The organism is Neorhizobium sp. NCHU2750, assembly GCF_003597675.1.
Lineage (GTDB): Bacteria > Pseudomonadota > Alphaproteobacteria > Rhizobiales > Rhizobiaceae > Neorhizobium.
Window position 1 is genome coordinate 1,806,255 of the sequence record NZ_CP030827.1, and the last position, 15,648, is coordinate 1,821,902.

A 15,648-nucleotide genomic window follows, 5' to 3' on the forward strand; every position below is an offset into this window, starting at 1 on the left:
GCCGCTCAATTGGCGAGGATTGCCTTCGGCTTGAACTGGCCACCATCGCGTAGTTCGAAGATCTGGTAGACCTGCGGGTTGCGAAGCGGCTCCTCGTTCTCGTCATGCTCCAGGTTCTGTTCGGAAACATAGGCGACATATTCGCTGTCGTCGTTTTCCGCGAGGAGATGATAGAAGGGCTGGTCCTTGCTCGGACGTATCTCGATCGGAATCGAGTTCCACCATTCGTCAGTATTGGCAAATTCCGGATCAACGTCGAATATGACGCCACGGAACGGAAATACCTTGTGACGGACGACTTCCCCGATCATGAACTTTGCGTGTCTCTGTTTCATGGCGTGATGTCCTTTCGCAACATCATGTGGGAATGAAACTCTCAAACATCAAGATCTAGCCGGTTTGTGGCCCGCATCCGCATCCCGGCGACCTTTGACGCCTTTCCCTTTCAAAGAAGCAAGAACCACGCCACCCAGAACCAGCACGATACCGAGTGCATGATAGGGTTCGAAGGTTTCGCCAAGAAACAGCACGGCCATGACGATCGAAACCGGCGGCATCAGGTAGAGCGTCACGCCGGCGGTCGCCGGGCCGAACACCCTGACCACGTGCTGGAAGCAGAAGAAGGCGGCGAGCGAAGCAAAAGCGACCATGCCGGCGATCTTCCACCACGCGGAGGCAGAGCTCGGTACAGCGCCTCCGCTCAAGAATTCGGCAAGAGAGGGCGGCAGGAGCACGATCGTGCCGGAGAACGCGATGATGCCGAAAAGCGCTAGCGGCCTCAGTTCCTGCAGATGCGGGTTCTTCAACAGGATGGAATAGATCGCAAAGCAGATCGCCGCGATCAGGATGCCGAGATCGCCGATATTGAATTTGAGGTGCAGCAGAGCCACCGGATCCCCATGCACGACGATGTAGATCACGCCGGCAAAGGCCACGACCATGCCTGCAAGTTCGCGGCCGCTGACCGACCTGCCGCTGAACATCCACTGGAACAGGATGATGAAGAGCGGCGATGTCGTGTAGATCAGCGTGCCGTTTGCCGCACTCGTATAGGTCAGCGACCAGTAGACGAGCCCGCCGCAGACCCCCATGCCGAGCCCTCCGAGCAGCAGCCAGAGCCAGAAATGATTGCGCACAAAGGCAAAGCTGGCCCGCCTGTCCATAACGATGAACGGCAGCATGACCAGTGTCGAGCCCGCCCAGCGCAGGAATGCTGTCGTGTAGGGCGCAACATCACCGATGATGCCGCGACCGAAGATGATGTTGCTGGCAAAGAAAATCGGAACCAGGGAAAAAATGAACCAGTCGAGCGCACCGCCCGAGCCGGCCTTTGATTGAACGGCCATAATGTACCAACGGATAAAATAGGGCCGCATTCGATCAGAGTCAGGCGGCCTTGACGTCTCCAAAAGAAAAAACGGCGGGGTGCCCCGCCGTTTCCAGATGCGGAAAGACCGCATGGCTGTGATAGAATGCGGCCGGTCAGGCCGAATAATACATGTCGAACTCGACCGGGTGAGGCGTCATTTCGAAGCGCATCACTTCGGTCATCTTCAGTTCGATATAGGCATCGATCTGGTCGTCGTCGAACACGCCGCCGGCGGTCAGGAACTTGCGGTCCTTGTCGAGGCTTTCCAGCGCTTCGCGAAGCGATCCGCAGACGGTCGGGATCTTCTTCAATTCCTTCGGCGGCAGGTCGTAAAGATCCTTGTCCATCGCCTTGCCGGGATGGATCTTGTTTTTGATCCCGTCGAGGCCGGCCATCAGCATGGCGGCAAAACCGAGATAGGGGTTCTGCGCCGGATCAGGGAACCGCACTTCGACGCGCTTCGCCTTCGGGCCGGAACCGAACGGAATGCGGCAGGAGGCCGAGCGGTTGCGTGCTGAATAGGCAAGCAGAACCGGGGCTTCATAGCCGGGTACGAGGCGCTTGTAGGAATTGGTCGTCGGGTTGGTGAAGGCGTTGATCGCCTTGGCATGCTTGATGATGCCGCCGATATAATAGAGGCAGCTTTCCGACAGGCCGGCATATTCGTCGCCGGCGAATGTCGGTTTACCGTCCTTCCAGATCGACTGATGCACGTGCATGCCCGAACCGTTATCGCCGAAAACCGGCTTCGGCATGAAGGTTGCGGTCTTGCCATAGGCATTGGCGACCTGATGCACGACATATTTGTAGATCTGCATCTTGTCGGCATTGCGCACCAGCGTATCGAACTTGACGCCGAGTTCGTGCTGGGCCGAAGCCACTTCATGGTGATGCTTCTCGACCACGACCCCCATTTCGGTGAGCACGGTCAGCATTTCCGAGCGCATGTCCTGCAGGCTGTCGACCGGCGGTACCGGGAAATAGCCGCCCTTGACGCGCGGACGATGGCCGAGGTTGCCGGTTTCGTAATCCGTGTCGTCATTGGACGGCAGTTCGGACGAATCGAGCTTGAACCCGGTATTGTAGGGGTCGGCCTTGTACTTCACGTCGTCGAACACGAAGAATTCCGGCTCCGGGCCGACGAATACCGTGTCGCCGATACCGGATGCTTTCAGATAGGCTTCCGCCTTCTTGGCCGTGCCGCGCGGATCGCGGTTATAGGCTTCGCCCGAGATCGGATCGAGGATGTCGCAGAATACGACCATCGTCGACTGGGCGAAAAAAGGATCCATGTGAACAGTGACGGGGTCCGGCATGAGAACCATGTCGGACTCGTTGATCGCCTTCCAGCCGGCAATCGAGGAACCGTCGAACATCACGCCGTCTGCAAACATGTCCTCATCGACGGCGGAAATATCCATCGTCACGTGCTGCAGCTTGCCGCGTGGGTCGGTAAAGCGAAGGTCAACGAACTTGACGTCGTTTTCCTTGATTTGTTTCATGATTTCGCTTGCGCTCGTCATAACAAGTTCCTCGATTTGAGTGACGATATAACAGTCACGCCGAGCCAGCTTAGATCGCGTCTACACCCGTTTCGCCTGTGCGGATACGGATGACCTCCTCGACGTTCGACACGAATATCTTGCCGTCGCCGATCCGTCCAGTCTGTGCCGCATTTCGAATGGCTTCGATTACGGCTTCCGCATTCTCGTCTGCAAGTACAACCTCGACCTTCACCTTGGGCAGGAAGTCCACGACATATTCTGCGCCGCGGTAAAGTTCGGTATGGCCCTTCTGGCGGCCGAAACCCTTGGCTTCGGTTACCGTAATGCCCTGCAGGCCGACTTCCTGAAGGGCTTCCTTCACTTCGTCGAGCTTGAAGGGTTTAATGATCGCTTCGATCTTCTTCATGAGAAACTATCTCTCCGCTTCTCCCCATGCGCAGACCCCAAGGCCCGCTCGCCCATGCCAATGCAGATATCGTGCCAAACTAATATCCACCCTCCAAAAGGATATCCTCATTTTGCACGGTTTCCTCCGCGTTTCCATGCCGCATGGCACGAATACGGGGGCACCAATGAGGAATTCCATGCGAAATGACGCCGCACTGCCCAGTTTTGTGACAAAACTGCGAAAAATTGTCCACCCTTCGAAAGGTCATGAGAGGGAGTACAAAATATGCATTTGCATATAATATAATCAGTAACTGTGAAATCTGACGACTTGCGTTTCGATCGATGCTGGGCTCAACATGCGCCATGCTCATGACCTCGTCACCCACACTGCTCACTCCTTTGGAAATGGCCGAAGCCGATCGATTGGCTGCTCAATCCGGAATTCCCTCCTTCGAGCTGATGCTTCGTGCCGGCCATGCCGTCGCAGCCGCAGCACTCGCGCATTTCCCTGGGGCCTTGCGCTTCGCCGTATTGTGCGGGCCGGGCAACAATGGCGGTGATGGCTATGTTGCGGCAAAGGCGCTGGCAGAGTCGGGCGCCACGCTCGATGTTTTCGCTCTCGGCGAAACCGCCGCATTGAAAGGCGATGCTAAATCCGCCTTCGACATGTGGGGAAGGGGTGCGACACCGCTCGATGCCTATGATCCTAGACCGGGAGACGTCGTCATCGACGCCCTGTTTGGCGCCGGCCTGTCCCGACCGGTATCCGATCCGGTCAGGCGGCTTATCGCCGATGTCACGGGCGCCGGCCTGCCTGTGCTGGCGGTAGACCTGCCATCGGGCCTCTGCGGCCTGAGCGGCCGCCCGCTTGGCGCAGCCTTCAACGCAAGGCGCACCATTACTTTCATGGCACGAAAGCCCGGCCATCTGCTTCTCCCCGGCCGGTCCCTCTGCGGTGACATGGAGGTTGTCGATATCGGCATCCCGCGGCGGCTCATGCAGGCTGCAGCCGGCAGAGTTTCGGAGAACCGACCCGACCTTTGGCGTAATGAGCTGCCGGTGGCAGGCCCCGATACGCATAAATACCGGCGCGGCCATCTCGTCTGCTTTTCCGGTGAAGCGTCAAAAACCGGCGCCGCCCGGCTTTCGGCGCAGGCGGCCCTCAAATGCGGGGCCGGGCTCGTGACGCTCGCATCTCCCGCCGACGCGCTGGAAATCAACGCGGCGCATCTAACGGCGGTAATGCTCCGGGAAATCGACAGCAAGGCCGATCTCGACGAATGGCTCGCCGATGGCAGGCTGTCGACCTTCGTCCTCGGCCCGGGTTTCGGCATTGGCGGAAAGGCGAGGGGGTTTGCCCTGGCCCTTTCCGGCAAGACGCTCGTGCTCGATGCCGACGGCATAACCTCGTTCAAGGACGACCGCGATGCGCTGTTTGCAGCCTTTGCCGGCGGCGAGCCGCATCTCGTGCTGACGCCCCACGAAGGCGAATTCTCTAGGCTGTTTCCCGACCTCGCCGCCGATGACAGCCTCGGCAAGGTCGAAAAGGCGCTGGAGGCAGCAAGGCGGGCCAATGCCGCCGTCGTTTACAAGGGAGCGGATACGGTCATCGCAGCACCCGATGGTCGCGCCGCAATCAATACCAACGGCCCGCCATGGCTCGCCACCGCCGGATCAGGAGATGTGCTGGCCGGCATTGTCGGCGCATTGTCGGCGCAGGGCATGCCGGCCTTCGAAGCCGCCGCAGCCGGCGTCTATATCCACGCCGAAGCCGCCAATATGGCCGGCCCCGGAATGACGGCGGAAGATCTTGCAGACCATGTCGGCAAGGCCATGGCCGCGACGGTGACCGGCCACTAGCCTTTGTTCACAAGATCCTGCATCGCCATCGCTCCCTGAGGCGCATTGACCTTGCCCTCATGGATGAAGAAGGCAAACACGTCGCGCGGCGTCCGGCTGACGTTACGGGCATCATCGACCAGCGGCAGGTCCCCCGGCACTCTGCCTTCCGCCCATGTCTTGAGCCGCGCGGCCCAGGCATTCATGTCGGTATCGGCATAACAGGTCGCAATGTCGTCCGATCCCTTCTGCAGCCGGGCATAGACGAAATCGGCAGTCACGTCGGCAATCATCGGATAGTCGAAATGCTCCGCACAGACCGGCGCGACATTGTATTTTTCGATGAGCGCCACGAATTCTGGCACCTTGAAGGAGTCGTGCCGCACTTCGACGACGTGGCGCAGCGGCAGGCCCTCAAGCGCCTCAGGCAGAAGCTTCAGGAACGCCTCGAAATCGTCAGGCTCGAATTTCTTGGTCGGCGCAAACTGCCACAGAAGCGGGCCGAGATGGTCGCCGAGTTCGACAAGGCCCTGGTTGAGAAATTTCCCGATCGACTCTTCGGCCTCGGCCAGAACCTTTCGGTTGGTTGTGAAGCGGCTGGCCTTCAGTGAGAAGATGAAACCGTCCGGCACTTCCGAGGCCCATTTGGCGAATGTCTCCGGCTTCTGCGAACCGTAATAGGTGCCGTTGACCTCGATGACCGAAAGCTTGCCCGACGCATATTCGAGCTGCCGCTTTTTCGGAAGCTTCTCCGGATAAAACGTGCCTTCCCACGGATCGAAGGTCCAGCCGCCGATGCCGGTGCGGATCTTGCCGCTCTTGCTCATCTACCCCTCCCTGATCTGCCGTCTCGCAAGCGGTGGCCTATTCCGCCGCCTGCACCTTTTTCACCGGCCGGCGTTCCAGCAACTCCTTGAGGAAGTGCCCGGTATAGGAGCGCTCCTCCTTGACGATCTGTTCGGGCGTGCCGGTGGCGACCACTTCGCCGCCGCCGGTTCCGCCTTCGGGACCGATATCGATGATCCAGTCGGCCGTCTTGATGACCTCCAGATTGTGTTCGATGACGATAACGGAATTGCCTTGGTTGACCAACTCGTGCAGCATTTCTAGAAGTTTCGCCACGTCATGGAAATGCAGGCCGGTGGTCGGCTCGTCGAGAATGTAGAGCGTGCGTCCCGTCGAGCGCTTCGACAATTCCTTGGCGAGCTTGACGCGCTGCGCCTCGCCGCCGGACAGCGTATTGGCCTGCTGGCCGACCTTGATATAGCCGAGACCGACATCGAACAGCGACTGCAGCTTGTCGCGCACCGCCGGCACCGCCGAGAAGAACTCGACGCCTTCCTCGACCGTCATGTCGAGCACGTCGGCAATCGACTTTCCCTTGAAATGCACGTCCAGCGTCTCGCGATTGTAACGCTTGCCGTGGCAGACGTCGCAGGTGACGTAGACATCCGGCAGGAAATGCATCTCGATCTTGATCACCCCGTCGCCCTGGCAGGCCTCGCAACGGCCGCCCTTGACGTTGAAGGAGAAGCGGCCGGGCGCATAGCCGCGTGCCTTGGCCTCTGGCAGGCCGGCAAACCAGTCACGGATCGGCGTGAAGGCGCCGGTATAGGTGGCCGGGTTGGAGCGCGGCGTACGGCCGATCGGCGACTGGTCGATATCGATCACCTTGTCGATATGCTCGAACCCGTCGATCCGGTCATGCTCGGCCGGAATTTCGCGCGCCCCCATGACGCGGCGTGCGGCCGACTTATAGAGCGTCTCGATCAGGAACGTGGACTTGCCGCCGCCCGATACGCCGGTGACTGCCGTGAACACGCCAAGCGGAACCGCTGCGGTGACATTCTTCAGATTGTTGCCGCGCGCGCCGAAAACCTTGAGTTCCTTGCCCTTCTTGGGCTTGCGCCGCTCGGCCGGAACCGCAACGCCGAGCTCGCCCGACAGGTATTTACCGGTCAATGACTTCGGATTGGCCATCACCTGGCTCGGCGTGCCCTCGGCCACCACCGTGCCGCCATGAATGCCGGCCGCCGGTCCGATATCGACGACATAATCGGCCGTCAGGATCGCATCCTCGTCATGCTCGACGACGATCACGGTATTGCCGATGTCGCGCAGATGCTTCAGCGTGTCGAGGAGGCGGGCATTGTCGCGCTGGTGCAGGCCGATCGACGGCTCGTCGAGCACGTAAAGAACGCCCGTGAGGCCCGAGCCGATCTGCGAGGCAAGCCGGATGCGCTGGCTTTCGCCGCCCGACAGCGTGCCGGAGTTGCGCGACAGGCTCAGATAGTCGAGGCCGACATCGTTGAGGAACTGCAGCCGCTCGCGGATCTCCTTGAGGATACGCACCGCGATCTCGTTCTGCTTGGCATTCAGATGTTCCGGCAGGCCGGAAAACCAGTCGCGCGCCACCTTGATCGACATTTCGGTGGCTTCGCCGATATGCAGTTTGTTGATCTTCACCGCCAGCGCTTCGGGCTTAAGGCGATAGCCGGCGCAGGCCGGGCAGGGGGCTGCCGACATGTAGCGCTCGATTTCTTCGCGCGCCCAGGCGCTGTCGGTCTCCTTCCAGCGGCGCTCAAGATTGGGAACGATACCCTCGAAGGTCTTCACCGTCTTGTAGGAGCGTGCGCCATCGGCATAGTTGAACTCGATCTTTTCCTCGGTACCCTTGAGGATCGCGTCCTGTGCCGCCTTGGAGAGCTTGTCCCAGCGGTCCGACAGCTTGAAGCCGAACACCTTGCCGAGACCTTCGAGCGTCTGGTTGTAATAGGGCGACGACGACTTGGCCCAGGGCGCGATGGCACCGTCCTTCAGCGTGCGCCCCGGTTCCGGCACGATCAGGTTCTCGTCCACCTTCTGCTGCGAACCGAGGCCGTCGCAGGTCGGGCAGGCGCCGAACGGATTGTTGAACGAAAACAGCCGCGGCTCGATCTCCGGAATGGTGAAGCCGGAAACCGGGCAGGCGAATTTTTCCGAGAATAGAACCCGTTCATGGGTCTCGTTGAGCGACTTGTTGGCGGAGCCACCGGCTGCAGTTTCATTGGCGGGCAGGGGCTTGTCGGCGAATTCCGCCACGGCCAGGCCATCGGCAAGCTTCAGCGAAGTTTCAAGGCTGTCCGCCAGGCGCGCACCGATATCCGCCCGCACCACGAGGCGGTCGACGACGACGTCGATGTCGTGCTTGTATTTCTTGTCGAGTGCCGGAACATCGGCAATCTCGTAGAACTGGCCATCCACCTTGACGCGCTGAAAGCCCTTCTTCATCAGGTCGGCGAGTTCCTTCTTGTACTCGCCCTTGCGGCCGCGGATCATCGGCGCAAGGATGTAGAGGCGCGTTCCTTCCTCGAAGGCCAGCACCCGGTCGACCATCTGGCTGACCGTCTGGCTTTCGATCGGAAGCCCCGTCGCCGGAGAATAGGGCACGCCGACGCGGGCGAAGAGCAGACGCATATAGTCGTAGATCTCGGTAACCGTGCCGACCGTCGAGCGCGGATTGCGCGAGGTCGTCTTCTGCTCGATCGAGATCGCCGGCGACAGGCCCTCGATCTGGTCGACATCTGGCTTCTGCATCATTTCCAGGAACTGTCGCGCATAGGCCGACAGGCTTTCCACATAACGCCGCTGGCCTTCCGCATAGATCGTGTCGAAGGCAAGCGAGGATTTGCCGGACCCCGACAAGCCGGTCATCACGATCAGCGAATTGCGGGGCAGGTCGAGATCGATGCCCTTCAAATTGTGCTCGCGTGCACCACGTATGGAAATGGTCTTGAGTTCGCTCATCATCATGCCTTTGGGGAGGCCCGCTTTCGGGATTGAAGGCCCTTATGTAGTCATTGATGTCAGACTGTCGAGGCGAAACTGCCGCATTTGCCAAGCGTTCCGACTCCGTTGACAGCACTATAGGAATAAAATAGAACAAATAAAGAACAAAATATACGAAAGCTGACCATCATTCAGGCCTTTAGGATTTTGCCTGTGGATTGTCGGCGGTAGGGCAGGCGCTGCGCCCGACCTATGGTTTAAGGTGCGCCACTGTTTTTGAAGCTGCGGGAATGCGCGGCGAGCTAAGGTGAGAAGATTATGGCAGGTAGCGTCAACAAGGTCATCCTGATCGGCAATGTGGGAGCAGACCCCGAAATCCGTCGGACCCAGGACGGCCGTCCGATCGCCAACCTTCGCATTGCGACGTCCGAAACCTGGCGTGACCGCAATTCCGGCGAGCGCCGCGAAAAGACCGAATGGCACACCGTCGTCGTCTTCAACGAGGGCCTCTGCAAGGTCGTCGAGCAATATGTGAAGAAGGGCGCCAAGCTCTATATCGAAGGCGCGCTGCAGACCCGCAAGTGGCAGGACCAGAGCGGCAACGATCGCTACTCGACGGAAATCGTGCTTCAGGGCTTCAACTCGACGCTGACCATGCTCGACGGTCGCGGCGAGGGCGGCGGTGACCGTGGCGGCTTTGGCGGCGGTCGTGGTGGTGCGAGCGACTTTGGTGGCGGTGACGACTTCGGTGGCGGCTACGGTGGCGGCGGCAACGACTATGATCGCCCGCGCTCGGGTGGCCAGGGTGGCGGTGGCCAAGGCGCCGGTCAAGGAAGCGGCGGCCGCGGCGGCCAGTCGTCGGGAGGCAATTTCTCCCGCGACCTGGATGACGACATCCCGTTCTGATCGGAGGCGCCTGCGGGCGCCTTTTTCATGTCAGTTCACCAAGGACGAGATCCGGTCCTTCGTCCATTAGCCGGCCAGGCCTCACGCTTGGCCGGCTGTTTTTCGTTCATGCCCGCTCGTCGGCAGCCAGCATTGCGACCAGTACATCGGATTGGGACAATATTCCGACCAGTGCCTGACCATCATCGACCACTGGCAGGTAATGCAGGCCATTTTCGGCAAATTGAATGATCGCCTCCGCCGGACTGGCGTCCGGTCGAACGGTTTTGACCGGCGAGGTCATGATGTCGGCGACAGCCGTGCTTGGCCCGATCGGCGAGGAGAAGGCAGACAATAGGCGAACGACCAGATTGCCCGGCCTCCCGGCTGGCCGCAGTTTGTCTATCAGGTTCGTTTGTGTAACGATGCCGACAACTTTCGCGTCGTCCGCAATCACCGGCAAAGCCTTGATGTGATGCGAGCGCATGAGCTGCTGTGCCTCGTAAACCGGCATTTCCGGCGATGCAGTGATCACATCGCGCGACATCAGTTGGCCGCAATCCAGATCGGTGGCCCGACGTCGATAGGACCGCAGTTCCACGCGCTTGAGTATCGCTTCGAGGTCATCGCGATTGATATCGATAAACTCGTCATATTCGCCAAGCACATCATCGATATCCTGCGACGAGAAGCCGATACGTTGGATAGGCGCCGGGTCCTTGGTGCCATGATCGGCCGCCGCCGGCACCGTTCTGTGCGGATACCTACGGCCGGTGACATTGTTGAATATCAATGCGACGGCCAGCAATGCGACGGAATTGCCCAGAACCGGCCAGATCACGAAATTAAAGCCAAGATCATGAATGGCCTTGCCACCGAGGACCGCCGTCAAGGCGATCGCCCCGCCTGGCGGATGAAGGCAGCGGAAGGTCATCATCAAGCCGATGGCTATGCTGATCGAGAGCGCGGCGGCGAGAAACGGTTCACCGACAATCATCGAAACAGAAACACCGACGATGGCAGAGAGCGTATTGCCGCCAATGATTGACCATGGCTGGGCGAGTGGACCTGCCGGTACGGCAAAGAGCAGTACCGCGGAGGCACCCATCGGTGCGATGAGGGCAGGCAGCGATACAGATGATCCGACCGCCAGCACGCCGCTCAGGCCACTGATGAATATGCCCAGAAGGGCACCGGCAGAGGCGCGCAACCGCTCCCTCTTGGTGACGGGTGACGTGTCCGGCAGCAGCCTGCACAATAAGGGATGCAATGGACTTTCCTTCAATCAACAGATGGCGTTGCCACGCCTTCATCTACCAGATGCAACCGGATGGCCGCGGCCAAAATTTCGGCTTCTTGCCAGAGGGCGCTTTCTCAGAGGTTGAAGGCGGACCGCACCCCGTCGACGACGAACTGCACCGAGAGTGCCGCAAGCAGCACGCCGAGAAGCCGCGTCAGGATCGCCCGGCCGGTGACGCCGAGGAAGCGATCGAGCTTTTCCGAAAGCAGCAAGGTCAGATAGACGACGGCCATCATCAGCGCGATCATGCCGATCAGCAGGGCGCGGTCGAAGGCGGTGGTGTAGCTGCCAGCAAGCAGCACGGTGGCTGAGATCGCGCCGGGCCCCGCAATCAGCGGAATGGCCAGCGGGAAGACGGCCAGGTCACGCAGGTGATCGATGGTGATGGCCGCCTGCGATGTCTTTTCCTTGCGCTCCTGGCGGCGCTCGAACACCATTTCGAAGGCGATCCAGAAGAGCAGCAAGCCGCCGGCCACCCGAAAGGCGCCCATAGATATGCCGAGAAGCCCGAGCACCCCGGCGCCGAATAGTGCGAAGACGGCAAGGATACCGAAGGCGATGATCGAGCCGCGCAGTGCCACCTGGCGACGCTGCGCTCCCGTCATACCCACGGTCAGGCCGAGGAATACCGGCGCAAGTCCCGGAGGGTCGAGCGTCACCAGCATCGTCGTCATCGCGTTGATCAAAGCGTCGGCAGTTGCCATATGGATCCTCCGGTGACCACGTTCCTTGCGAACGCGGTCGATGATTGTTAGGACACTGCAGCGCCATCCGCCATATCTGTAACGGCGGATGCTGTAAAACTTTGGCTCGCGTGGACAAGAGCCCTGAAAACCGACCGGCATTCAGGGCAACACACGGGCAAATCCGGCAAAACCTTTGGCTGCGCCCGGCAAGGTGTGGCGAAGGACAAAATATTGCCGGGAACGGCGTCAAAAGCTGTTCAAAACCCAAGCGGAAATTGGCGTACGGAACCGCTATCCGCTATAAAAATGCAACTGATTCCGTTGAGAGATCGTGATCCGTTTTGACTGAGCAAAGCACACCCGGCGGCGGAAAGCTGCCCCCCGGCATCGAACCCATTTCCATCATGGAGGAGATGCAGCGGTCCTACCTCGATTACGCCATGAGCGTTATCGTCAGCCGCGCCCTTCCTGACGTGCGCGACGGCCTGAAGCCTGTCCATCGCCGTATTCTCTACGGCATGTCCGAGCTCGGCATCGACTGGAACAAGAAATACGTCAAATGCGCCCGCGTGACCGGGGACGTGATGGGTAAATACCATCCGCATGGCAACATGGCGATCTATGACGCGCTGGCGCGCATGGCGCAGGACTGGTCGCTCCGCCTGCCGCTGATCGACGGCCAGGGCAATTTCGGCTCGATCGACGGTGACCCGCCGGCGGCCGAACGCTACACCGAATGCCGCCTGCAGAAGGCCGCCCACTCGCTGCTCGACGACCTCGACAAGGAAACCGTCGATTTCCGCGACAACTATGACGGCACGCTGTCCGAGCCCGTCGTCGTTCCGGCGAAATTCCCGAACCTGCTCGTCAATGGCGCGGGCGGCATTGCCGTCGGCATGGCGACCAACATTCCGCCGCACAATCTGTCGGAAGTCATCAACGGCTGTATCGCCCTGATCGACAATCCCGCGATTGAACTGCCGGAAATGATGGACATCATCCCCGGTCCGGACTTCCCGACCGGCGCGCTCATCCTTGGCAAGAACGGCATCCGTTCGGCCTATGAGACCGGCCGAGGTTCCGTCATGATGCGCGGCGTCGCCACGATCGAACCGATGCGTGGCGACCGCGAACAGATCATCATCACCGAAGTTCCCTATCAGGTGAACAAGGCGACGATGATCGAAAAGATGGCCGAACTGGTCAAGGAAAAGCGCATCGAGGGTATTTCCGACCTGCGCGACGAATCCGACCGCCAGGGCTATCGCGTCGTCATCGAGCTGAAGCGCGATGCCAATGCCGATGTCATCCTCAACCAGCTTTACCGCTACACGCCGCTGCAGACCTCCTTCGGCTGCAACATGGTGGCGCTGAACGGCGGCAAGCCGGAACAGCTGACGCTGCTCGACATGCTGCGCGCCTTCTGTTCCTTCCGCGAGGAAGTCGTCAGCCGCCGCACCAAATACCTGCTGCGAAAGGCCCGCGAACGCGCCCACGTCTTGGTTGGTCTCGCAATTGCGGTCGCCAATATCGACGAAGTCATCGCGCTCATCCGCCGTGCGCCCGATCCGGCGACGGCCCGCGAACAATTGATGACCCGTCGTTGGCCGGCCCATGACGTCGAGGCGCTGATCCGCCTGATCGACGACCCGCGCCACAAGATCAACGAGGACGCCACCTACAACCTCTCGGAAGAGCAGGCCCGTGCGATCCTCGAACTGCGTCTGGCCCGCCTGACCGCCCTCGGCCGCGATGAAATCGCCGACGAGTTGAACAAGATCGGCGCCGAGATTTCGGATTACCTCGACATCCTGTCGTCGCGCATCCGCATCCAGACGCTGGTCAAGGAAGAACTCGCCGCCGTTCGCGACGAATTCGGCACGCCGCGTCGCACCCAGATCCTCGATGCCGGCCTCGACATGGATGATGAAGACCTCATCGCCCGCGAGGAAATGGTCGTCACCGTTTCGCATCTCGGTTACATCAAGCGCGTGCCGCTCAATACCTACCGGGCGCAGCGCCGCGGCGGCAAGGGACGCTCCGGCATGGCAACGCGCGACGAGGATTTCGTCTCGCGCCTCTTCGTGGTCAACACCCACACGCCGGTCCTGTTCTTCTCCTCGCGTGGCATCGTCTACAAGGAAAAGGTCTGGCGCCTGCCGGTCGGCACGCCGCAGTCCCGCGGCAAGGCGCTGATCAACATGCTGCCGCTGGAACCCGGCGAACGCATCACCACCATCATGCCGCTACCCGAGGACGAGAACTCCTGGGAAAACCTCGACGTCATGTTCGCAACGACGCGCGGCACCGTTCGCCGCAACAAGCTCAGCGACTTCGTTCAGGTCAACCGCAACGGCAAGATCGCCATGAAGCTTGAGGAAGAGGGCGATGAAATCCTCTCCGTCGAGACCTGCACGGCACCGAATCTCGATATCGGCATTCCCGGCGACGACGTTCTTTTGACGACTGCGCTCGGTCAGGCGATCCGCTTCCCGGTCGATGAGGTCCGCGTCTTTGCCGGCCGCAACTCGATCGGTGTCCGCGGTATCAATCTCGGCGATGGCGACCGTATCATCTCGATGACGATCGTCAGCCATGTCGATGCAGAGCCGTGGGAACGCGCCGCCTACCTCAAGCGCTCCGCCGCCGACAGGCGTGCGGCTGGTGTCGATGAAGAGGATATCGCTCTGGTCGGCGAGGAAGTCACCGAAGAGGGACAACTGACCGACGAACGCTACGAAGACCTGAAGGCGCGCGAACAGTTCGTCCTGACCGTCTCCGAAAAGGGTTTCGGCAAGCGCTCGTCCTCCTACGACTTCCGTACCTCTGGCCGTGGCGGCAAGGGCATCCGCGCCACCGACACGTCGAAAACGTCGGAAATCGGCGAACTCGTCGCCGCATTCCCCGTCGACGAGGCGGACCAGATCATGCTCGTCTCCGATGGCGGCGTGCTGATCCGCGTGCCGATCGGCGGCATCCGCATCGCCAGCCGCGCCACCAAGGGTGTCACCATCTTCTCCACCGCCAAGGATGAGAAAGTGGTTTCCGTCGAGCGCATCAGCGAGCCGGAAGGCGACGAGGAAAATGGCGTCGAGGGCGAAGAGCCGATCGATGGCGGTGATGCAGGCCAGGCCTCGGCCGGCGACGATGCAGCGGACAACGGCCCCGAAAGCGACGATAACGGCGCGTAAGCGCATCGCATCCGACCGGCAGCCTCTTGCAGGGCTGCCGGCAAAACGCAACAGCGAGGTCAGGCGCAAACCGGCCGTCATTCATCAAGCAAGAAAAAGCCCGGAGAACGTGACGTTCTCCGGGCTTTTCAGTTTTGTCAGCCTGCCGCTCTTGTCGTCGACTTTGACCCTCGCAATTACTGAATCACAAGGGGAGCGGTCATGCTGTGAACATGATCGCGGCATAGAAAAAGGTGGCGCATGCGTCACGCCACCTTGAACATAACCAGCTTCGATCGCTGACGACTAAAGGATCACGCTGCTTGGGAGTTTGCAGGTGAGCACGCCATGCCGTCAGGTTCGCCGCCGCGAAAATCTTAGTTGTAGGAAACGTCCTGATAGCGGGCCGAAACCTGCTGGTAGGTGTTGGCGGCTTCGTGGGTGTTGGAACGATCCTGGTACAGGGTCACCGTTGCCGTCAGCATGACTGCAATCATCGACGTCCAGACGAGGTTGATCATCGTGACCTTGTCGAGCATCATCGGGTTCCGCTTGGAAAACATATCCAAAATTCCTTTTTTCTGGCCTGTTTGCGCCGGGGCACTCACAGGTCTCGCCGCATGTTGAGAGAAATTTAACTGAACGGCTCTGAAGCGTCCCTGAAGGGCTCGTTCATCTGGCGTTCAGGTTTCTCCCGTCTCAGAGGTCGTCCTGGCCCAGTGCCGAAAGCACGCCT

The 15,648-nt window shown here is 60.3% G+C and carries 12 protein-coding genes; 3 read left to right on the plus strand and 9 right to left on the minus strand.

Translation table 11 applies throughout. The annotated features are described in order from the left end of the window. Window positions 1–5: 5 nt before the first annotated feature. The 4 genes from hspQ to NCHU2750_RS08870 all read right to left on the minus strand — a co-directional run bounded on the left by hspQ (window position 6) and on the right by NCHU2750_RS08870 (window position 3,280). Entirely contained in the window at window positions 6–335 is a 330-nt protein-coding gene (gene hspQ, locus NCHU2750_RS08855; RefSeq protein ID WP_119940102.1) for a heat shock protein HspQ, read from the minus strand. Window positions 336–383: 48 nt separating this feature from the next. After that, window positions 384–1,346, minus strand: coding sequence for a DMT family transporter (locus NCHU2750_RS08860; RefSeq protein WP_119943136.1), 963 nt, complete (start codon window positions 1,344–1,346; stop codon window positions 384–386). A 136-nt stretch (window positions 1,347–1,482) separates the two neighbouring features. Further along, window positions 1,483–2,892, minus strand: coding sequence for a type I glutamate--ammonia ligase (gene glnA / locus NCHU2750_RS08865; protein WP_119940103.1), 1,410 nt, complete (start codon window positions 2,890–2,892; stop codon window positions 1,483–1,485). 49 nt (window positions 2,893–2,941) lie between these two features. Beyond that, on the minus strand, window positions 2,942–3,280 hold the full coding sequence (locus NCHU2750_RS08870) for a P-II family nitrogen regulator (protein WP_003515720.1): 339 nt from the start codon (window positions 3,278–3,280) through the stop codon (window positions 2,942–2,944). Between the two features lie 347 nt (window positions 3,281–3,627). On the opposite strand from NCHU2750_RS08870, the gene NCHU2750_RS08875 reads away from it, so the two are divergent. Continuing rightward, entirely contained in the window at window positions 3,628–5,124 is a 1,497-nt protein-coding gene (locus tag NCHU2750_RS08875) for an NAD(P)H-hydrate dehydratase (RefSeq protein WP_119943138.1), read from the plus strand. Here NCHU2750_RS08875 and NCHU2750_RS08880 read toward each other — a convergent pair. Beyond that, a complete protein-coding gene (locus tag NCHU2750_RS08880; RefSeq protein WP_119940104.1) occupies window positions 5,121–5,930 on the minus strand; it encodes a DUF72 domain-containing protein in 810 nt (269 codons plus the stop codon). The genes NCHU2750_RS08875 and NCHU2750_RS08880 overlap by 4 nt on opposite strands. A gap of 37 nt (window positions 5,931–5,967) precedes the next feature. After that, window positions 5,968–8,889 carry an excinuclease ABC subunit UvrA gene (uvrA, locus tag NCHU2750_RS08885; protein ID WP_119943140.1) on the minus strand — a complete coding sequence of 974 codons (2,922 nt, stop codon included), beginning with the start codon at window positions 8,887–8,889 and terminating at the stop codon, window positions 5,968–5,970. A gap of 300 nt (window positions 8,890–9,189) precedes the next feature. Between uvrA and NCHU2750_RS08890 the strand changes: the two genes are divergently transcribed. Continuing rightward, entirely contained in the window at window positions 9,190–9,777 is a 588-nt protein-coding gene (locus NCHU2750_RS08890; RefSeq protein ID WP_119940105.1) for a single-stranded DNA-binding protein, read from the plus strand. A 106-nt stretch (window positions 9,778–9,883) separates the two neighbouring features. On the opposite strand, the gene NCHU2750_RS08895 is transcribed toward NCHU2750_RS08890, so the two are convergent. Together NCHU2750_RS08895 and NCHU2750_RS08900 are read right to left on the minus strand one after the other, a co-directional pair. Further along, window positions 9,884–11,026: an HPP family protein gene (locus NCHU2750_RS08895; RefSeq protein ID WP_119940106.1), complete on the minus strand. Its 1,143-nt coding sequence runs from the start codon at window positions 11,024–11,026 to the stop codon at window positions 9,884–9,886. A gap of 104 nt (window positions 11,027–11,130) precedes the next feature. Then, on the minus strand, window positions 11,131–11,760 hold the full coding sequence (locus tag NCHU2750_RS08900) for a MarC family protein (protein ID WP_119940107.1): 630 nt from the start codon (window positions 11,758–11,760) through the stop codon (window positions 11,131–11,133). A gap of 323 nt (window positions 11,761–12,083) precedes the next feature. Here NCHU2750_RS08900 and gyrA point away from each other — a divergent pair, with 323 nt between their 5' ends. After that, a complete protein-coding gene (gyrA, locus tag NCHU2750_RS08905; protein WP_119940108.1) occupies window positions 12,084–14,933 on the plus strand; it encodes a DNA gyrase subunit A in 2,850 nt (949 codons plus the stop codon). A 356-nt stretch (window positions 14,934–15,289) separates the two neighbouring features. Here gyrA and NCHU2750_RS08910 read toward each other — a convergent pair whose 3' ends face one another. After that, window positions 15,290–15,475 carry a hypothetical protein gene (locus tag NCHU2750_RS08910; RefSeq protein WP_119940109.1) on the minus strand — a complete coding sequence of 62 codons (186 nt, stop codon included), beginning with the start codon at window positions 15,473–15,475 and terminating at the stop codon, window positions 15,290–15,292. Window positions 15,476–15,648 lie beyond the last annotated feature (173 nt).